Annotated in this window: 11 protein-coding genes; 4 read left to right on the forward strand and 7 right to left on the reverse strand. The window is 40.6% G+C overall.

What is annotated here, in order from left to right:
- Positions 1 to 20: 20 nt before the first annotated feature.
- From L3V77_RS20800 to L3V77_RS20810, 3 genes are all read right to left on the reverse strand, one after another.
- On the reverse strand, positions 21 to 230 hold the full coding sequence (locus L3V77_RS20800; protein ID WP_275138142.1) for a DUF3283 family protein: 210 nt from the start codon (positions 228 to 230) through the stop codon (positions 21 to 23).
- A 188-nt stretch (positions 231 to 418) separates the two neighbouring features.
- Positions 419 to 613, reverse strand: coding sequence for a hypothetical protein (locus tag L3V77_RS20805; RefSeq protein ID WP_275138143.1), 195 nt, complete (start codon positions 611 to 613; stop codon positions 419 to 421).
- Positions 614 to 1,188: 575 nt separating this feature from the next.
- The gene (locus L3V77_RS20810; protein ID WP_275138144.1) at positions 1,189 to 3,177 is read right to left on the reverse strand and encodes a replication initiator protein RctB domain-containing protein; all 1,989 of its coding nucleotides are present in this window, start codon (positions 3,175 to 3,177) and stop codon (positions 1,189 to 1,191) included.
- Between the two features lie 1,135 nt (positions 3,178 to 4,312).
- On the opposite strand from L3V77_RS20810, the gene L3V77_RS20815 reads away from it, so the two are divergent.
- The 4 genes from L3V77_RS20815 (at position 4,313) to L3V77_RS20830 (ending at position 10,455) form a co-directional block, all read left to right on the forward strand.
- A complete protein-coding gene (locus tag L3V77_RS20815) occupies positions 4,313 to 5,548 on the forward strand; it encodes a ParA family protein (protein WP_275138145.1) in 1,236 nt (411 codons plus the stop codon).
- A 6-nt stretch (positions 5,549 to 5,554) separates the two neighbouring features.
- Positions 5,555 to 6,526: a ParB/RepB/Spo0J family partition protein gene (locus L3V77_RS20820; protein WP_275138146.1), complete on the forward strand. Its 972-nt coding sequence runs from the start codon at positions 5,555 to 5,557 to the stop codon at positions 6,524 to 6,526.
- 77 nt (positions 6,527 to 6,603) lie between these two features.
- On the forward strand, positions 6,604 to 8,613 hold the full coding sequence (locus L3V77_RS20825) for a GNAT family N-acetyltransferase (protein ID WP_275138147.1): 2,010 nt from the start codon (positions 6,604 to 6,606) through the stop codon (positions 8,611 to 8,613).
- A 162-nt stretch (positions 8,614 to 8,775) separates the two neighbouring features.
- Complete coding sequence (locus L3V77_RS20830; RefSeq protein ID WP_275138148.1) at positions 8,776 to 10,455, forward strand: FapA family protein; 1,680 nt, start codon at positions 8,776 to 8,778, stop codon at positions 10,453 to 10,455.
- Between the two features lie 74 nt (positions 10,456 to 10,529).
- Here L3V77_RS20830 and L3V77_RS20835 read toward each other — a convergent pair whose 3' ends face one another.
- The 4 genes from L3V77_RS20835 to L3V77_RS20850 form a co-directional block, all read right to left on the reverse strand.
- Complete coding sequence (locus L3V77_RS20835; RefSeq protein ID WP_275138149.1) at positions 10,530 to 12,644, reverse strand: type I secretion system permease/ATPase; 2,115 nt, start codon at positions 12,642 to 12,644, stop codon at positions 10,530 to 10,532.
- Between the two features lie 27 nt (positions 12,645 to 12,671).
- A complete protein-coding gene (locus tag L3V77_RS20840) occupies positions 12,672 to 14,582 on the reverse strand; it encodes an EAL domain-containing protein (RefSeq protein ID WP_275138150.1) in 1,911 nt (636 codons plus the stop codon).
- Between the two features lie 5 nt (positions 14,583 to 14,587).
- Positions 14,588 to 15,223, reverse strand: a complete 636-nt coding sequence (locus L3V77_RS20845) for a transglutaminase-like cysteine peptidase (RefSeq protein ID WP_342752115.1) — start codon at positions 15,221 to 15,223, stop codon at positions 14,588 to 14,590.
- 80 nt (positions 15,224 to 15,303) lie between these two features.
- Complete coding sequence (locus L3V77_RS20850; RefSeq protein WP_275138152.1) at positions 15,304 to 16,695, reverse strand: HlyD family type I secretion periplasmic adaptor subunit; 1,392 nt, start codon at positions 16,693 to 16,695, stop codon at positions 15,304 to 15,306.
- Positions 16,696 to 16,982 lie beyond the last annotated feature (287 nt).

A 16,982-nucleotide genomic window follows, 5' to 3' on the forward strand; every position in this document is an offset into this window, starting at 1 on the left:
TTTGCTAAGGAGCCGGAAGGTTATACCACTCCCATGGCTCTTTTATATTTTGCTACTGATTGCTCAAAACATATTTTTTCATCTTCGTTTTTGAGCTTATCTCTTTGAATTAACATCTCATTTGGGCCGATTTTAGTCTGCTTTAGTTGCCAAACCAAATACGACGCTTGTTTATCAATCTCAATCTTGTTTTTCTCTTCCACAGAGAGCAAAGATAAATTAACTGGCATGATGTTCTCAATAGAGTTTATTTTGTGGTGCTGCAATATATCACAGGGAATAGAAACGAGTGAAGGCTCAAGATTAACGAAACAGAGAAATGATCGTAATCAATCCTCTTTAATGGCAAAAAGCGGATTTAGTGTAGAAAAATCAGGGGCGGTGATAACCCGCCCTTGCATGTGCATTCAAAAGATCATTAATGGAATAAGCCTAGTTCCTCGGCTTCTTCCAATGTTAAACCGCTTTCACGAATTTCGCGCATCGCTTCAATACGACGACGAGCTTCGGCTGATTTAATCTGTTTTTCTGTGTGCTTGGCGTCTTCTTCCTTGAAGTCCCAATGGGATGCTATATTTGCCATTTCATCATGGTCAATAGAATTAATAGACATAAATACCTCCGATTAAAACCATGTCCGAGGACATAACTTTTGTAGCAAATACCACGATCATTGTTAAGAAGAACAATCTTAGAGTGTGAACTGCTACAGAGTTATGACAACAAAATTATATTTCTATCAGTATGGCTTTGATTATCAGATTTTCCACGTTTATTCTTAAGAATCGTTCAACAAACACTTGCTCGACCTTAAAAAAATGGGTCGCGTTCCGCATCGCATTACCGATTAGAGATAGTAGTCTGTTTTCAATGGATGGCATCAGTAGTTAGGCCTTTCTAAGAAAGGCACTGGTAGTATTGAACAATTTGGGGCGGTGGGTGTTAAAACGGATACGGTCAGAACGATGATCAAGGCGGCTTAAAGGTACATGTAAATGATATTACTGAATTTTAGGCAAAAAAATAGCGAGTATCGCTACTCGCTAAAAAATTCATAAATGAATGTAACTCTATGAGCTAATATATACCTTTCCTCAGAAAGGATAAAAGGTTGTCTATTCGTATTGAACTATAGCTAACAGGGATTATTTACTGTCAGACTAATGTCAATCTTCTGTCCGAAGTTAATCAAATACCTATTGCGACATCGTCTAATGTACGAAATACCTCTTCGTCAATATGACCTTCGAATACGGATTTACAAACCTTTTTACGCACGGCCAAAGCAGAAATGAGCTTTTCGATAGACAGATGTTTCGACGAAGTCTGAGAATTATACAGTTCTATCGTCTTACTCAATACTTGATAGCTCACCACTTCATCAGCAACACGAAGCCAATCAAGCTTAGCTATAAGCTCCTCACACTCTTCTTTAATTGATGATGGCGAATGACCAGTCATTGCAGAAAGAGCCGTTATACTTCTTTCTAGAGCTTCTGAAGAGGTATATTTGGATAGAGTTATCGTTAGTTCATCCGCATTCACTTCTACAAGGTGTTTTCGAACTTTAACTCGACGTCCTAATTTACCTTTGGGCTGACGTTCTTTGCGTTGAATTGGTTCAAACTCGCCATCGATTATTTCAGACAACTCTGCAAGTTTTTGCTTTGAAACCATTTCATTCCGCAATGGATTAGGGAGCGTTGGTGCCATATTCCTTTTCCCGGCGTTGGTCGTTCTTGCACGCGAGAAACGCAAGACTTCTTCTACATCACATTTAATATCAACTAAATAGTCTGAAACCTTACCTTTTGCTTCCATCATCGAGATCGTTAAGTGATAACCCCAAAGGTTCACTGTAAAATGGGTGTCATTTTTTTCTTCGTCGGATATTTTCTTTAACTCACGAATAAGTTCAGATGAAAAACGTCTCCATTCGATATTCCTCGCAAGCTTTTGATTCAACTCACTTAACAGCATACTATCCGTATATCTTCTCGACATGCGACTACGGAAATATGAATAGAGTTGGAATACCAATGTGTGTTGCTTAAGTATTTCAGGTGGGAATAGGAAAAAGTAATCTTTCGTGAGTAGTTCTTCATAGAATGAAGGTTCCCACACCAAGATATAAAGGTTCGGCTTTATTTTTATTTCACCCGCCGCATTTTCCGAAGGTGCTTCCTCTGACGCGGTAATTGTTCGTGCTAAAAATCGAAATCGATCACTTTTAAAGCCTTCCGGCATATTGTCGCTAAGCCAACGACCTGCCAACTCATGCAGTTGAAAGTCGGTGTACTCTATTCGATCAATGCTTTCACGGATAGAATCTCGAGCTGGTCCACTATCTTTCTTCCCACGCATCGAAAGAATATCCGTTATGTACAATGGGGTTTTATTAGGGGCTTGCTTAATATTGATCTGGTATTCTTCCTGGTGATGTTCATGGTACTGCACCGTGAGAGTAAACAGAGCGAACAGCGTCATAAGATCATCGACAGTCATGATGTTTTTCGATGACCGTGTTTCGATGATAGCTCGAGATCCAGAGATAGAAACCATTGATTTTTGATAGTTTTTTCGAGTTCTAGGTGGTGCTAATGCTTGGTCTATGATTCCAGCCCAGTTTGCTGGAGATACGATAAATTGATCCGCTTCATCTTTAAGTGCTGGAGGTGTTTGTAGGCCGTATTCGCTTAAGAGACGTTTATTTACTTGAGTTTGAGCCAATGCTTTAGATCGTTTTTGTTTCTCATTCTGTTTAGAACTTTCTGTCATTAAACTTGTTGCACCCAAGACGGATACAAGCTGGCTTGGGTTAACGAATATATGAAGCATCGTTTTACCGGCTAACCCTTCTTCAAATCTCACGGGGATCTGTTGAAATAAACCAATACTTACTGCCGCTCTTAGTCTTTGTTGAATTGCCGCTCTCGTTAAATGTCGATCCGTAGCTTCAACAATCTCAGTTGTTGAAACGTAACCATCTTTACTCGAAAAGCTTCTTAAAGAGATAAGATTGAGTAGTTCAATGATGCTTCTAGTGACCCCTTTGAAGTGCTGATATTGTTCGATCCAATCAACCGCATGCTCTGATACGGCAAATAAATGCCCATCTTTATGAGTTCTAGGTAATTTTATGAGCAATTTGTCATTTGGTTTGACTTTCGGGTTCACTAATCATTATCCGTAATATTACTATCGTTCCACAAGAATAAAGAAAAATAGATCATAAATAAAGGCTTTTTTATGGTTATTTAAATAGATGATCTTAATGATTAAAGTGATCTATATTGATTATATGATCTAATGATCCGAGTCTTGAATTGCCTGTAACTTATTGTTTATAAAAAGATAATATTTGCGTGAGCCTAGAAGCATGATCATGTAATCAGCAGACCTATGATCAACGTAGCTTCAGAAGTATGATCAAAGTATTGTGAAACGATGATCATTGGTTTGTCGAACCTATGATCATCACTCGATCGGAAATATGATCAACGTTCTTATACAGGTTATCCACAAAATAATGGTTCTACTGTGTACCTATTTATTAAATTGGCCTCGAAAGTCGAGTTTTAAATGTACAGAAGAATGATCAAGGTTGTTGAATTTTTCTATTTGATGGTTATCTAACCAGTCTTTACTACTTATACCAATTAGTAAAATAGACATAAGTAAAATGCGTTACCTACGTCAATAACGAAACGATGATCAAGGTTCGTATTTGTAGATTGACCGTTTCGCCTGGTTGATATTCGCAAGGTGTTGTGGTCTCTATCCTATATTGAATAAGCAATCTCCGTAACTTATACGGTTAGTTACATTCTTCCGGAGTTTTACATAGCTTGATCATTGATCCGAACGCAGATCAGTTTAGTTACGATCGAAAACGATGTTTATACGGTCGTATTTTACCTTGATCATCGTTCCACTCCTCAATAATTCCTCGAAACGATGATCAAGGTACTTTCTTGATCATCGTTCCGGATGTGGTGTATTCGGTTATAAGTCGGTAATACTCGTTTATCTATATGACAAAAGCCGTAAGTTGAAGACTATTTTACATCGTTCCGGAGAATAGATGTTTTTACACTGTAAATGCGTGACGTGGTAACACTTTTAATCTGAGTTTATTTGGGAGTAGTAAATAGTTTAATGTTGCACCTATTTATCGCATTTAGTCGGCTTTTACAGCAGATTTCTGCTTAATAAATGTGAGATTGCTCTAAAATGAATGTTCAGCTATTTATTGTTTATGATCTAAAATCCTGTACAATATTTGCAAACCATTTTGCACGGATGATTGCCGATGAAACGAGATCAAACCATAGAAAACCTCTACAGGTTAGCTGAACAAACGAAACAAGTTCAAGCAGACAGAATAGAGATTGTTCTTGAAGAAAGAAGTGAGGACCATTTTCCTCCAATGTCGAAAGCGCTTATGGAAACTCGGTCAGGGCTGACGCGTAGAAAACTAGATGATGCGATTAACAAGTTAGAAGCCGCTGGTCACCAGTTTACCAAGAATAACGCGAATCATTACTCCATTTCTTTGGCTGAAGCTCATATGCTGATGGATGCAGCAGGTGTACCTAAGTTTCACGAGAGAAAACTAACGCGAGCGTCCAAATCTAACTTGAGCAACAAACCTTGGGTTATTAATGTGCAAAATCAGAAAGGGGGAACAGGTAAGTCAATGACCGCTGTTCACCTAGCGGCGTGTTTGGCGCTGAATATAGATAAGAGATATAGAATTTGCCTAATCGATTTGGATCCGCAAGGTTCGTTAAGGCTATTTTTGAACCCTCAGATCAGTATGGAAGATCACGATAACATATATTCAGCTGTCGATATCATGTTAGATAATGTACCGGATAATACCGTTGTTGATCGAGAATTTCTCAATAAAAATGTTTTGCTACCCACGCAATACCCAAATCTAAAGACTATTTCTGCTTTCCCTGAAGATGCGATGTTTAATGCAGAAGCTTGGCAGCATTTGTCGCAAAACCAATCTTTAGATATTGTTCGTCTGCTTAAAGAAAAACTTATTGATCCTATTTCTGAAGATTTCGATATTATTATGATCGATACGGGACCTCACGTTGATCCACTTGTTTGGAATGCGATGTATGCATCTAATGCATTGCTGATACCTTGCGCCGCTAAGCGGTTGGATTGGGCATCGACAGTGAACTTTTTTCAACATCTACCGACGGTTTATGAAATGTTTCCTGATGATTGGAAAGGCTTAGAATTCGTAAGACTTATGCCTACGATGTTTGAAGATGATAACAAAAAGCAGGTGTCTGTATTAACTGAGATGAACTATCTTCTCAATGATCAGGTAATGATGGCAACCATACCGAGGAGCCGTGCGTTCGAAACTTGTGCAGATACGTACAGCACGGTATTTGATCTTACCGTTGGTGATTTTGAAGGTGGTAAGAAAACACTTCATAACGCTCAAGATTCAATACAAAAAGCGGCTCTAGAACTAGAGCGTGTACTACATAGTAACTGGAACTCACTTAATCAGGAGTAATAAACCATGGCGATAAAAACTTCTGAGTTAAACGCGAAATTATTTGGCAAAGCCAACAAGCGCCGCGCGACAACTCCTCAAGAAGCACAGACAGCGGCTAAGGAAAAAGCGCAAACTATAGAGCTCAGTGTTGCTGGTCAGGAAATGGTCGAGTTCGAGCTCGTTCAGATTCCGGCTGAAGATATAGAAAGCCGAACAACCGTATTTGCTCAAAACGCACGTGAGCAGTCATTCTTAAATGAACATGCTTTATCCGATGTTCTTGTGACGTTAAAAGAACGTGGTCAGCAATATCCAGCTGTTGGTCGCAAAACTAAAGATGGCAAGATAGAAGTACTCGACGGTAGTCGTCGTCGAATGTCATGTATTTTAGCAAAAAAACACTTCCTAATATATGTGGCAGAGGCGATAGGTCCAGAACACGCTAAGTTTCTTTCTGATGTTGCAAACGCTCATAAGCCACTTTCGTTATATGAACGTGGCAAAGAGATGCTGAATAAGTTGGAGAGTGGCGAAGCCAATGATCAGAAAACTTTGGCTGAAATTTTTCAATGCAGTGAAGCACTTGTGAGTGGCGCGTTAAAAGCCGCTGCGTTGCCTTTAGAGTTATTACAAGCGTATCCTAATGTGAGTGAATTAGGGCGACCGACGATTGTTAAACTACATAAGCAATTTAACGAATTGGATGAGAATGGACGACAGTCATTGCTCGATAAGTGCAAGTCTAAAGAAGGTTTTGCGTGGCAACGTAGCGAAGCTCAAGGGGTCGCTCGCTTAACCAAGGATGTAACAGAGCATATAGAAAGCTGGATCGAAGAACTGGCACCCAAAAAACATGAGATTATTACAAAGAAAGAGTTGATAAAGGGGAGAGCCATGTATACGCGTAAAGGCAGTAATTTAGCGATAAACCTTAAAAAAGTAGATGATAAAGCCATGCAAGATATCCTAGTGTTCATCGAGTCGAAATTAAATTAAGACAATAAAGCCGCGCTAGCGGCTTTTTTTTTTTGCTGTGATAACATAAAGTATTGTTTCTCTCCGGTGTTTATCAAATGACCTCTCCCCTATCCTATCTAAAATCTTTGTCCGCTATAGCTCAAGCAAATGGGCACCGTTATTTAGTAAGACTTAACGGTGATGATTGTTGGCAAGATGAACTGTTAGAAAGTTATCTCTCTAGTCGTCCGCAAGATTTATGCTATAAGTTGGGAGGAAAAGCATTAGCTGGTGCCAAATTATTATCGGCTAAGCAAGGTGGTCAATTATTAGGTAGAGAAGTTGAATGCCTTATTTATGATGATAATGATGGCTTTGACGCCAATAGTTTTACCGCTGCTTCTGGCGCGCTTCGCTATGGTGGGATTTTGTTCTTCTTGCTGTCAAATAAAGATGACTGCATGTCGAGTCGATGGTTGGAGGCGGCTCTCGTCGACTCGATAACAATATCTGAACATAAAAAAACGCCTTCGTTACCCATATTTTCAAACCCTTCTGCTCTTGAAAGCCAGTTCTATGAACAAGAAAATGCGATATCACTAATAAAAAAAGTAATAAGTGGGCATCGAAAGAGACCACTTATTCTTACTGCTGATAGAGGCAGAGGAAAAAGTTCGGCATTAGGTATCGCCGCTGCGCAACTGATCAACAGTAAAGATGTCCGTATCGTTGTTACGGCACCTTCCCGAAAAGCGGTCGATCCTGTGTTTATTCACGCTAAACAACATTTAACGACTATCACTAACGAGAGCAAAAATTCGCTTTCGTCAAACCAGTCTTTCATTCAGTTTGTTTCTCCTGATGAATTAATCAGGTCGAATATTGAATGCGATTTGGTATTAGTAGATGAGGCGTCGGCGATACCCGTTTCGATGTTACTGCGTATCACTTCTCTCTATCATCGCACTGTGTTCTCCTCGACAATTCACGGTTACGAAGGTTGTGGTAGAGGATTTACGCTTAAGTTTTTCAAGTGGCTTGACGAGAACCGACCTGGTTGGAATAAATGTCATATTCATCAGCCAATACGGTGGAATACAGGCGACCCACTTGAAGCATGGATTTTCGATACATTTTTATTGAACACAGAAGTTTATCCAAAAAGCGCTGAACGCCTTATTGGTCAGACACAGAGTTCGATTATCAATAAGGAACAGTTACTGAGTTCCCCTACTCTATTCAAAAAGATTTTTTCTTTACTGGTTAGTGCTCATTATCAGACCTCACCAAATGACATGATGCAGATATTGGATGATGAGTCTATTTTCCTGTTTGTTCGAATGAGTAGCGACAATGTTGTTGGGTGCATAGTGGCAAAAGTCGAAGGTGAGCTTTGCCCCGAATTAATTCAAAGTGTGATGAAAGGAATTAGAAGACCTAAAGGGCATTTAGCGCCGGTTATACTTGCGGGGCAAATGGGTTTTTCACAAGCCGCCGTCTGTCGCTCTTTAAGAGTGATGCGCATCGCCGTCGCACAGGAGTTTCAACACTCTGGTATCGGTAGCCAGATGCTGAGCGACCTGAGGTCTCAAAACGAAATTCATTTTGATTACCTTTCTACTAGTTTCGGTGTTACCTCAGAGTTGTATCGTTTTTGGATCAGAAATTGTTTTTACCCGGTACGTTTGGGCTCTAGTCTCGATCATGCTAGTGGTACATATTCTTTATTGATGCTCAGTTCTGATGCTGAAACTAGCTGGTTAGGGGAGGCTGAAGATCGTTTTTACCAAGATTTTATCGCCTTACTACCAGAAATGTTTCAACAATTATCTGCTTCTTTCGTTTTGGATTTATTGCGTTCGTGTAATATGAGACCCGCTTCTGTGTGTCCGTCTCAAGTTCGTCTAGTTCAGTTTTATGTTGAAGGCGGTAGCGGATATGAGAACGTCGTTTATCCATTGACCAAGTTGTTGTTAAAGTACATTGACACGAAAGAGGTTCATCCAATATTGGTGTCTAAGTTGTTGCAAAAAAAATCATGGAATGAGATTGCGACGATTTACTCACTTAATGGAAGAAAACGATCCGAACAACTTTTTAGGCGGAGTGCCGCCATATTGCTTTAATTTACACTGTAAACTGTTGCTTGATTTACACTGTAAATCTTATTTTTTATCTGTATTGTCAATAAAAAAGTGATTCAAACAGGGTTTTTCGCAAAGTTTGACAAAGTGTCTCATACTTTAAGATAAACTCTTAATATCAAATGAAATGAGCTATGTTCTAAAATGTGGAAAGAGTTAACTCGATTATCTGAAGACTCCAACAGCGTCATTGCTCAACTGCCCCGAGGCGAGGAAGTTGGGCCTACGTTTAGTATTGACGGCTTAGAAAAAGTCTTAACTGAGCTAGAAGTTAGCAGCTTTTATTATGATGATGAAGCTGCTGGACGATTTGTGCGAGCTGCTAGAGAAAATAAAAAATCGGCGTTTGAAGGCGTTACTGTCGCCTTTCGTAAAGATGCAGAAGCTAAAGTTGAATTATCAGATAGTGACATGCTCGCGACAATGCATGTCACTGGCCCTTTTGGGGGAAAACAAATTAGCCCAGTAGAGATCATGCAGGCGCTTGCTAATGCACATGTAACGAAGGGTATAAATAAGCTAGCGCTTAAGAAAATACTTTCGTTGAGTACTGACTTGCCGAAGGGTGAAGTCGTTGAACAACCAGTCGCCCGAGGGTTACAACCAGTAAATGGTAAAGACGCGCAATTTGTCCCTATGGTTGAAGACGCGAATACTCGGGTGCTGGCTCCCCAAGAAAAAGACAATAAAACCCATAAAGTTGATATGCGTGACCTTGGTGAAACCATTACTGTTGAACAAGATCAAGCGATAATGAAACGCATCCCTGCGACGAATGGCAAACAAGGTTATACGGTAGTTGGTGTTTCCATTCCACCTCAAGCCGGCAATGATAAAATATTGAAAGAAGGTAAAGGCTCCAATATCGATAGGGACAACCCAAACTTGCTGCGTGCTAGTCAGTCAGGGATGCCAATTATTCGGGAGTCGACAATCGACGTTGATCCTTCTCTTATATTGAAAAATGTTGATGTTACAACTGGTCATATCAAATTTAAAGGTAGCTTGATTGTTTCTGGAAACATCGAGGCAGGAATGGTCGTTCGTGCTACTGGTTCTGTGACCGTTGGTGGGTTTATAGAATCAGCAGATGTTCAAGCTCAAGAAGATATCATTGTAGGTAAGGGTATTATTGGACACGCCGTAGACGAAGGTGAAGATAAAGCCTGTGTTGTTAAAACAAACGGGAACATCAAATCAAAATATAGTCAATTTGCTTTTCTTCAGGCGATGGGGAACATTGAATTAGAGCTTTACTGTATGAGCTGCACAACGATGTGTACGGGTGACCTAACCGTCAAAGACGCGAACAACAAACATGGTACGCTTAGTGGCGGTATTGCACGAGTGGGCGGTAAAGTAGAGTGCTTCAATTTGGGTGTGGAAGGTGACACCGCGACAACGATACAGGCCTTCGTTAAATATAATAAGTATAAGCAGGGTCTGGCCGAGCTGAGAGAACGTTACAAAGTTGTGCAAGACAAAACCATGGACGCGATTCGGCAAGAAATGGAGTTGATGAAAAGGCCTAAGGAAGAACGCTCAGAACGAGAAATCGTCGGGATTCAAAATCTAAAGAAAAAAAACAACGTATTGATTGAACAAACTAAAATTAAAATAGAGAACGCCGAATCTGAGCTTGAAAGGTTATTGGAGCTAAATACGATAAAAGCCAACAAGGTCTTTACCCGTGTTTCAATTCAGTATGGGGATGACACATACTTGACCAAAAAAGACAAAGGTGTCAGCGTATTTTCATATGATCGGAATAAGATTCATTGTCGGACAATGGTTGAAGGTGTTGAACAAGACGAAGAACTTTAAATCTTTCAATACGAGATAATGAATGAACAAAGAGGAAGCATTGCGCTTCCTCTTTGTTTTGCTACTCTGCTTCTTTAACTTACGGCTCTAACTTTACCTTGCTTAAGGTCTTTTAATACCTGAAGTTTTGGACCGTCCGCGATGATAGAACCTTTTTCCATCACTATTACTCGATCTACAATATCCAGCATCGAGGTTTTATGCGTTATCAAAATGAGCGTTTCATTTTTATTCATCTGCCCAAGCTGATTTTTAATATACATCTCGGTACGATTATCCATGGCACTTGTTGGTTCATCCATCAGAAGTACTGGAGGGCGACCCAGTAATGCCCGAGCAATTGAAACAGATTGTCGTTGTCCACCAGATAACAACAAGCCTCCTTCACCAACTTGCCTTTCAAGGCCCGCAGGATCTTGCTGAGTAAATACAGTCACACCAGCGCGATTAGCCGCATCCATAACTTCTCTATCATCAACGAGCGTTTGTCCTAACGTAATATTGTCTCTTATCGAACCAAAGAATAAGACGCTTTCTTGAGGTACACAGCCTATATTGCGCCGTACATCGACATGATGTAGTTGAGCTATGTCGGTGTCATCTATGCGTACATGCCCCTCTGTGGGTTGATACAGGCCCATAATAAGGCGCTCTAGAGTGGTCTTGCCTGAACCAATACGACCTATTATCGCCACTTTCTCACCGGGGTGAATCGTTAGGCTCAGATCCCGAATAGACGCAATCGTCGAGTCTGGGTAGTGGAAGGTCACTTTATCAAGTTCAATTTTACCCTGAATTATCGGTCTATGGATGTAGCGCTTGCCTTCTTCTTGCTCGTCGGGCATCGCCATGACTTGTTCGATGATGGTCATTGAAGACTTAGCTTGATTGTAACGAGTCGAGAGAAGGGACAGTTGCACGAGTGGACCAATTGCTCGTCCACTTAACATAGTGGCAGCAATTAACCCGCCCATTGTTAGCTCGCCATCAGCAATCAAATATACGCCGAGGATGATCATTCCGATATTACAAGACTGCTGAACAAACCCCGCCATGTTCTGGATAGTGTCGGTAATTCTGCGGGTTTTAATGTTCCAGTTTGCCATATGGGCAACAGACTCTTCCCAGCGATATTGAAACTGACTTTGTGCACCAAATAACTTAACGGACTCAAGCCCTGCTAGGCTTTCGATTAGATTGGCGTATTTCTGAGAGGCTAATCGAGACCCCTCTTCAATACTTTTTCTCAACGGACCCTGAATGATCAAAGAATGAATGATCAAAATGGTGACCCCTGCGATTGGGATGATGACCAAGTTTCCAGCTAATAACCAAATAATGCCTAAAAAAAGCAGAGCAAACGGCAAGTCTATCAAAGCCGACATCGTTGCAGATGTGAAAAATTCACGAATAGATTCAAACTCTTGTAAGTGTCGGGCAAAGGCACCTACTGACGGAGGTTTCGACTCCATACGAATACCCAACACTTTGCTGTACAGCTTTGACGAAATGAGTATATCTGATTTTTTTCCGGCCACATCAATGAAATAACTTCGAAGTAGCTTGAGCACAAAGTCAAAAATGAAGACAACAAAGATACCCGAAGCTAAAACCCATAATGATTCAAAGGCTAAATTTGGCACTACTTTGTCATAAACGAGCCGAGTAAACATAGGTGCCGCAACGGCAAACATGTTGACCAGTATCGAAGCGATTAATACATCTCTATAGATATGTTTTGACGCAAATAATGTGCCCCAAAACCAATGCCCATCTCTTGTTTTCAATATCTCTGGTGATCGCTCGTCGTATCTGAACTGTTTTTTCACCAAGAAATATCGGCCAATATACTGTTGGTTCAGCTCTTCCACGGGAATGGACACGGGCATCATGTCTGAGTCAGAGGTCACTATTTCAGCCTCACCATCGTCACTGTTGATACTGACTAATACGCATGCATCACCTTCTTTGAGAAGGAGAATAGCCGGTAGAACTAGATCAGAGATCTCGTTAAAAGGGGATCGGTTCTCCTTTGCGACCAATCCTGCACGTTCCGCAGAGCGAGGTAAAAGAAACGGTGTCAGTAAACCATCAGATAACGGTAACCCGTTGATAAGAGCATCTGGTGAATTTGCTAAGCCATAATAGCGACTGACATAAATCAGTGAATTTAATAGTGGATCTCGCATTCAATGCGACCTCAAATATAATTTTTGTTATTTATCGACAATAAAGCCTTGGAATACTTCAATAAAGTGCTCAGATAAGAAGTCTAATTGAGTCTTGGTTTCTACCCTAGAAGCGATAGTTGTTATACCTAAATTATGCGCTGTACGAGAGATAGACGTTAATGTATAGCGTTGTTTTTCATCTTCAATTTGATGGGTATAGAGATAATCTAACTTAACGTACTTAGGTCTAAACTCATTGATGTAATCGAGCGAGTGGAAGTGACGCCCATAATTGTCGACACCGAACTCTGAACCACTACTGCGAATGGCATGGCAAAGTAATGCAGTATGGTGTTGATGGGAGATAAAGCATATTTCGGGTATTTCGAAATGGAGTTTTTTGGCTGCATTAGGAAATTTGGTAAGAATTTTGGTTAGCCAGCGAATAAAGCTTGGCTCAGAAATACTGCTTACGGTCAGGTTGATTGCGAGTGTGTCGTTGATAATCCGGTTTTCTAGGTTGCCAATCATGGTTTCAATGACAAATTGGTCAAATATGTAGCCAGCGTTGAGTTGATCAAGAGCAAACAGGTACTGGTTCGCGGTATAGCGAATACCGTCTTTTTCAATTGAGGAGAATACTTCGCGGTGGAACGTTTTACCGTCGTTACTGCTTGCTGACTGAAACTTGAATTCGACATTGCGGTTGCTGATGGCTTCTTCAACCAACTCCTTCCACTGTTGTTTACCTAGTAAAATTTGGTCATTTACGTCAGAGACAATGGCATAATTTCTCTCTGGATGCGCCACGGCTTGAGATAGTGCGTTATCAACAAGAGAGAGTACCTCAGATGATGATTTGCTCACCTCGTTGTATACAAGGCCCAGAGCCATATCGACAGGGGCTGTGCCTGTTGGATCTGCACGCACACTTTGCACATTATCAACAATATTCTTGGCCAACATATGCAACTCTTCATTTTCAATATTAGGGAAAATGAAGGCGAACTCTTCCGTGCTAATTCTCGCAATAGTTACGTCGGGAGAGTGTGTGGTGAGTTTTAGATGATCGGCAAGCTCTCTTATTAGGGTATCTCCAGCCTCATAACCAGACTCGTCGTAAGCATCTTTAATAAACTTAGCTTGTAATAGCGCTATACCACCTTTGGAAGACTCAGTCAGCCATTGAGTGAGCTGTCCCATAAAGAAGGATCGGTTCCCCAATTGAGATACCGGGTCCATATAAGCCCTTTCTCGTAGCTGCTCTGCTTCTTTCGCTTGTGCCCTAAAGCTTTTTTCGACTTGCAGTGACATCGTGTTTATACCGTTAACGACAGCAACTAAGTCTTTGGTTTTCGGTTTTTTAAGCGGTTCACCAAATTTATTCTGGGCAATTTCTTCCATCTTGATAATGATAAGCGAAAGTGGACGTAGGCTTCTTTTTAGCATGGCAGAAATCAGTAACATACCCAGAGTGAAAGCGACAAGAAATGCGACACCTAGGTTTTTGAGCGCCCCCCAAAGTTGCACATAGGCGGCACCGGGATGACTAATTATCTCTATTTCGGCCAGTTGTAACCAACCACTTGTGACGACTCGTCGGTCATGGAGCTTGGTCAAAAAATGCATATTAATAAACCAATCGGGTACGCCATTAGCCTTTACTGGGTAGGAGCGAATTATCTCCTCTTCTGTATCTAAGAAGGTCAATTTCACTATTGAGTATGAGCTACCGTCAAACAAAGCGTTGATAACGGACTCCACAGCAACGCTATCTTTTTGTTCAAGATAAGGAGCAAGTGCAAGGCCAACGGTATTGATGGTGTTATTCATTTCTGAGCGCTGTTGTTGCATCAGAAAGTTACGCGTTGTCGTAAACTCTATCGCTAAGACAGAGCCAACTAGTAACAAGAAAACAGCCAACATACCTGCGACAAGTTGTTTATGTAATGTCATGGTGGTTACTCATTGTAATTTAGTTTTGGTTTATTAAGTTTCAATGACTTATTTCGTGAGCGAAGATCATTCCATAAGCTTAAGCGAGAAGAGTTACCTGCTAATTGCCCGCTCGCTTTTTCCTTCATTAGCCATAGGTTTTTACCATTGAAACTATAAATTGGCAGTAAATCTCGCCTCTGGGTAGCGGGCTTAATTACTGGATTAATATTGTCTAGGATTACAGGAACTGAACTCGATTTTTCATAGTAGGCTAGAACCATATGAAACTGATTCAATTCAATCGCTTTTACGTAAACGAGCCGTAGCTTTTTGTCGGAAACACCCAGCTCTAGTAACGAAAAATATTTTGCGATGGTGAAGTCTTCGCAATCTCCTGCATTGCTGCCGATAAATTCGAGTGGTGTGGCCCAATAATCCTTCTTGGCCCATAAATCGATATCATTCACAAAGTTAAGTTGATTAAAAAAGTTGTTCACACCAGTAAGCTTATTGTTTTCAGACTGATTTTTAAGTGCAGCCATTTCGGAACGCCAAGTTTCTGTCCGCTTTCCTGCTCTTGCTCCATATATTTTTGAAACAGCGTTAACCCAACGCTGTTCTTCTGTATTGAGAGCCGATGATGTCATAGAAAAAAACATCAATATTAATAGCGGAATAATGGTTCTCACGATTACTTATTCACTGCTTATTGTCTGAGTGTCGTACGGCATGATGGTCATTATTCCCTAAGTGCGGTTTTTTGTGCTGTTAGAATAGGTTTTAACAGATAGTCTAAAACGGTGCGTTTTCCGGTAATAATATCGACAGAAGTTGTCATCCCAGGAATAATAGGCAGGCCAGCCTCTGTACCAAACTTATGGTCATCTGTTCTAATTTTTACCATATAAAAGCTGTTCCCTTCTTCGTCTTGGATAGTGTCCGCGCTGATATGCTCTAAGGTTCCTTCTAAACCGCCATAACGAGTGAAGTCATAGGCACTAAACTTAACTATAGCAGGTAAGCCTGGTCGTAAAAATGCGATGTCCTGTGGCGCAATTTTCGCTTCTACCAACAGTGTATCTTCTGTTGGTACTATCTCTACCAAATCCATACCTGGTTGAATAACCCCACCAACAGTATTGATGTGTAGTTTCTTGATTGTGCCTGTTATCGGCGACACGACGACGGTTCTGTTGACTTTGTCTTCCAAGCCGATGGTCGATTCCGTCAGCGCTGATAATTTATCTTGTGCCTGATTTAATTTTTCTTGCTGTTCTGAACGAAATTTCAATGCTGCGTCAATCCTACCCAACATAGACTCTCTAACGGAAGAGGTCAGACTTGGGATTTTTAGCTGAGTAGAGGTAAGCTCTCTGCGAGTATCGTTAAGTTGACGTTGTAATTTAAGCAATTCAATTTTTGGAACAACGCCTTCATCGGCCAGAGGCTTGGTTATATCTAACTCTCTTTTGGCGAAGTTATAACTGGTCTGTAGGTTTTTCGCCCTAGCTCTTAACTCAATAAGTTCTTGTTCTTTTTGTTTTACTTGTTGATCTATAACGGAAAGTTTATTATTTAGATTGTCTAAGTCTTGTCGGTATTCAGCACGTTGACGCTTGGCTAACAGAGGTCGTAATTCGGTTATGATTGGCGGAAAGGCGAGCTTGTCGAAATCAATGGTTACGCTATCTTCCCAGTTAGAGTTATCAAATTCTTCTTGAATTTGTACACTGGTGATTGAGGCAGACAATTGCAAGACACTCGCGGTTAAGTTTGATACTTGTTGTTCTCGTTCTCTGAAGTCAGAACGAAATCGCGTGTCGTCAATCAGGATGAGTTGTTGACCTTCTACTACCGATTCACCTTCTCGAACTAAAAGGCTTTTTACCAACCCGCCCTCTAGGTTCTGTACGACCTGAAGTTGAGAGCTCGGAATAACCTTACCTTGTCCTACGGTGACTTTGTCTAGCTGAGCCCAAGAAGCCCATACAATGGCGGCAATAAAAAACAGCACCATGACCCAAAGAAGTATTCGGGCACTACTTGGTGTGTTTAGAAGCAAAGCGGCGGTTTTGTCATCCACATAGTCTAACTCTGCATCTTTTAGCATCTTAAACTTCTTACTGCTCATCTGCTTTCCTTGGCAATACACGGAAAATACGGGTGGTTATTTTAACGACATTTAACATTGATTTTATTAGCTGTTGGGTAGAATGTTAAGCAATAATACAATTTTATTTTTTTACTCAAATAGTTAGAGTGAATCCAAGTAGGGAGTAGCATAGTTTAATTGTTGATAGAGTAAAGGATTTCAGTATTTATTTGATTATCAAAGAGTGTTCTCAAATTTCGCTGAGCCAGAAGAGAAGATTCTTGTTTTCATCGTGTGATAAGCGCAAAATTAGTAAAAATTAATCG

Origin of the sequence: Vibrio sp. DW001, from assembly GCF_029016285.1 — a bacterium.
In the GTDB taxonomy this organism is placed as follows: domain Bacteria; phylum Pseudomonadota; class Gammaproteobacteria; order Enterobacterales; family Vibrionaceae; genus Vibrio.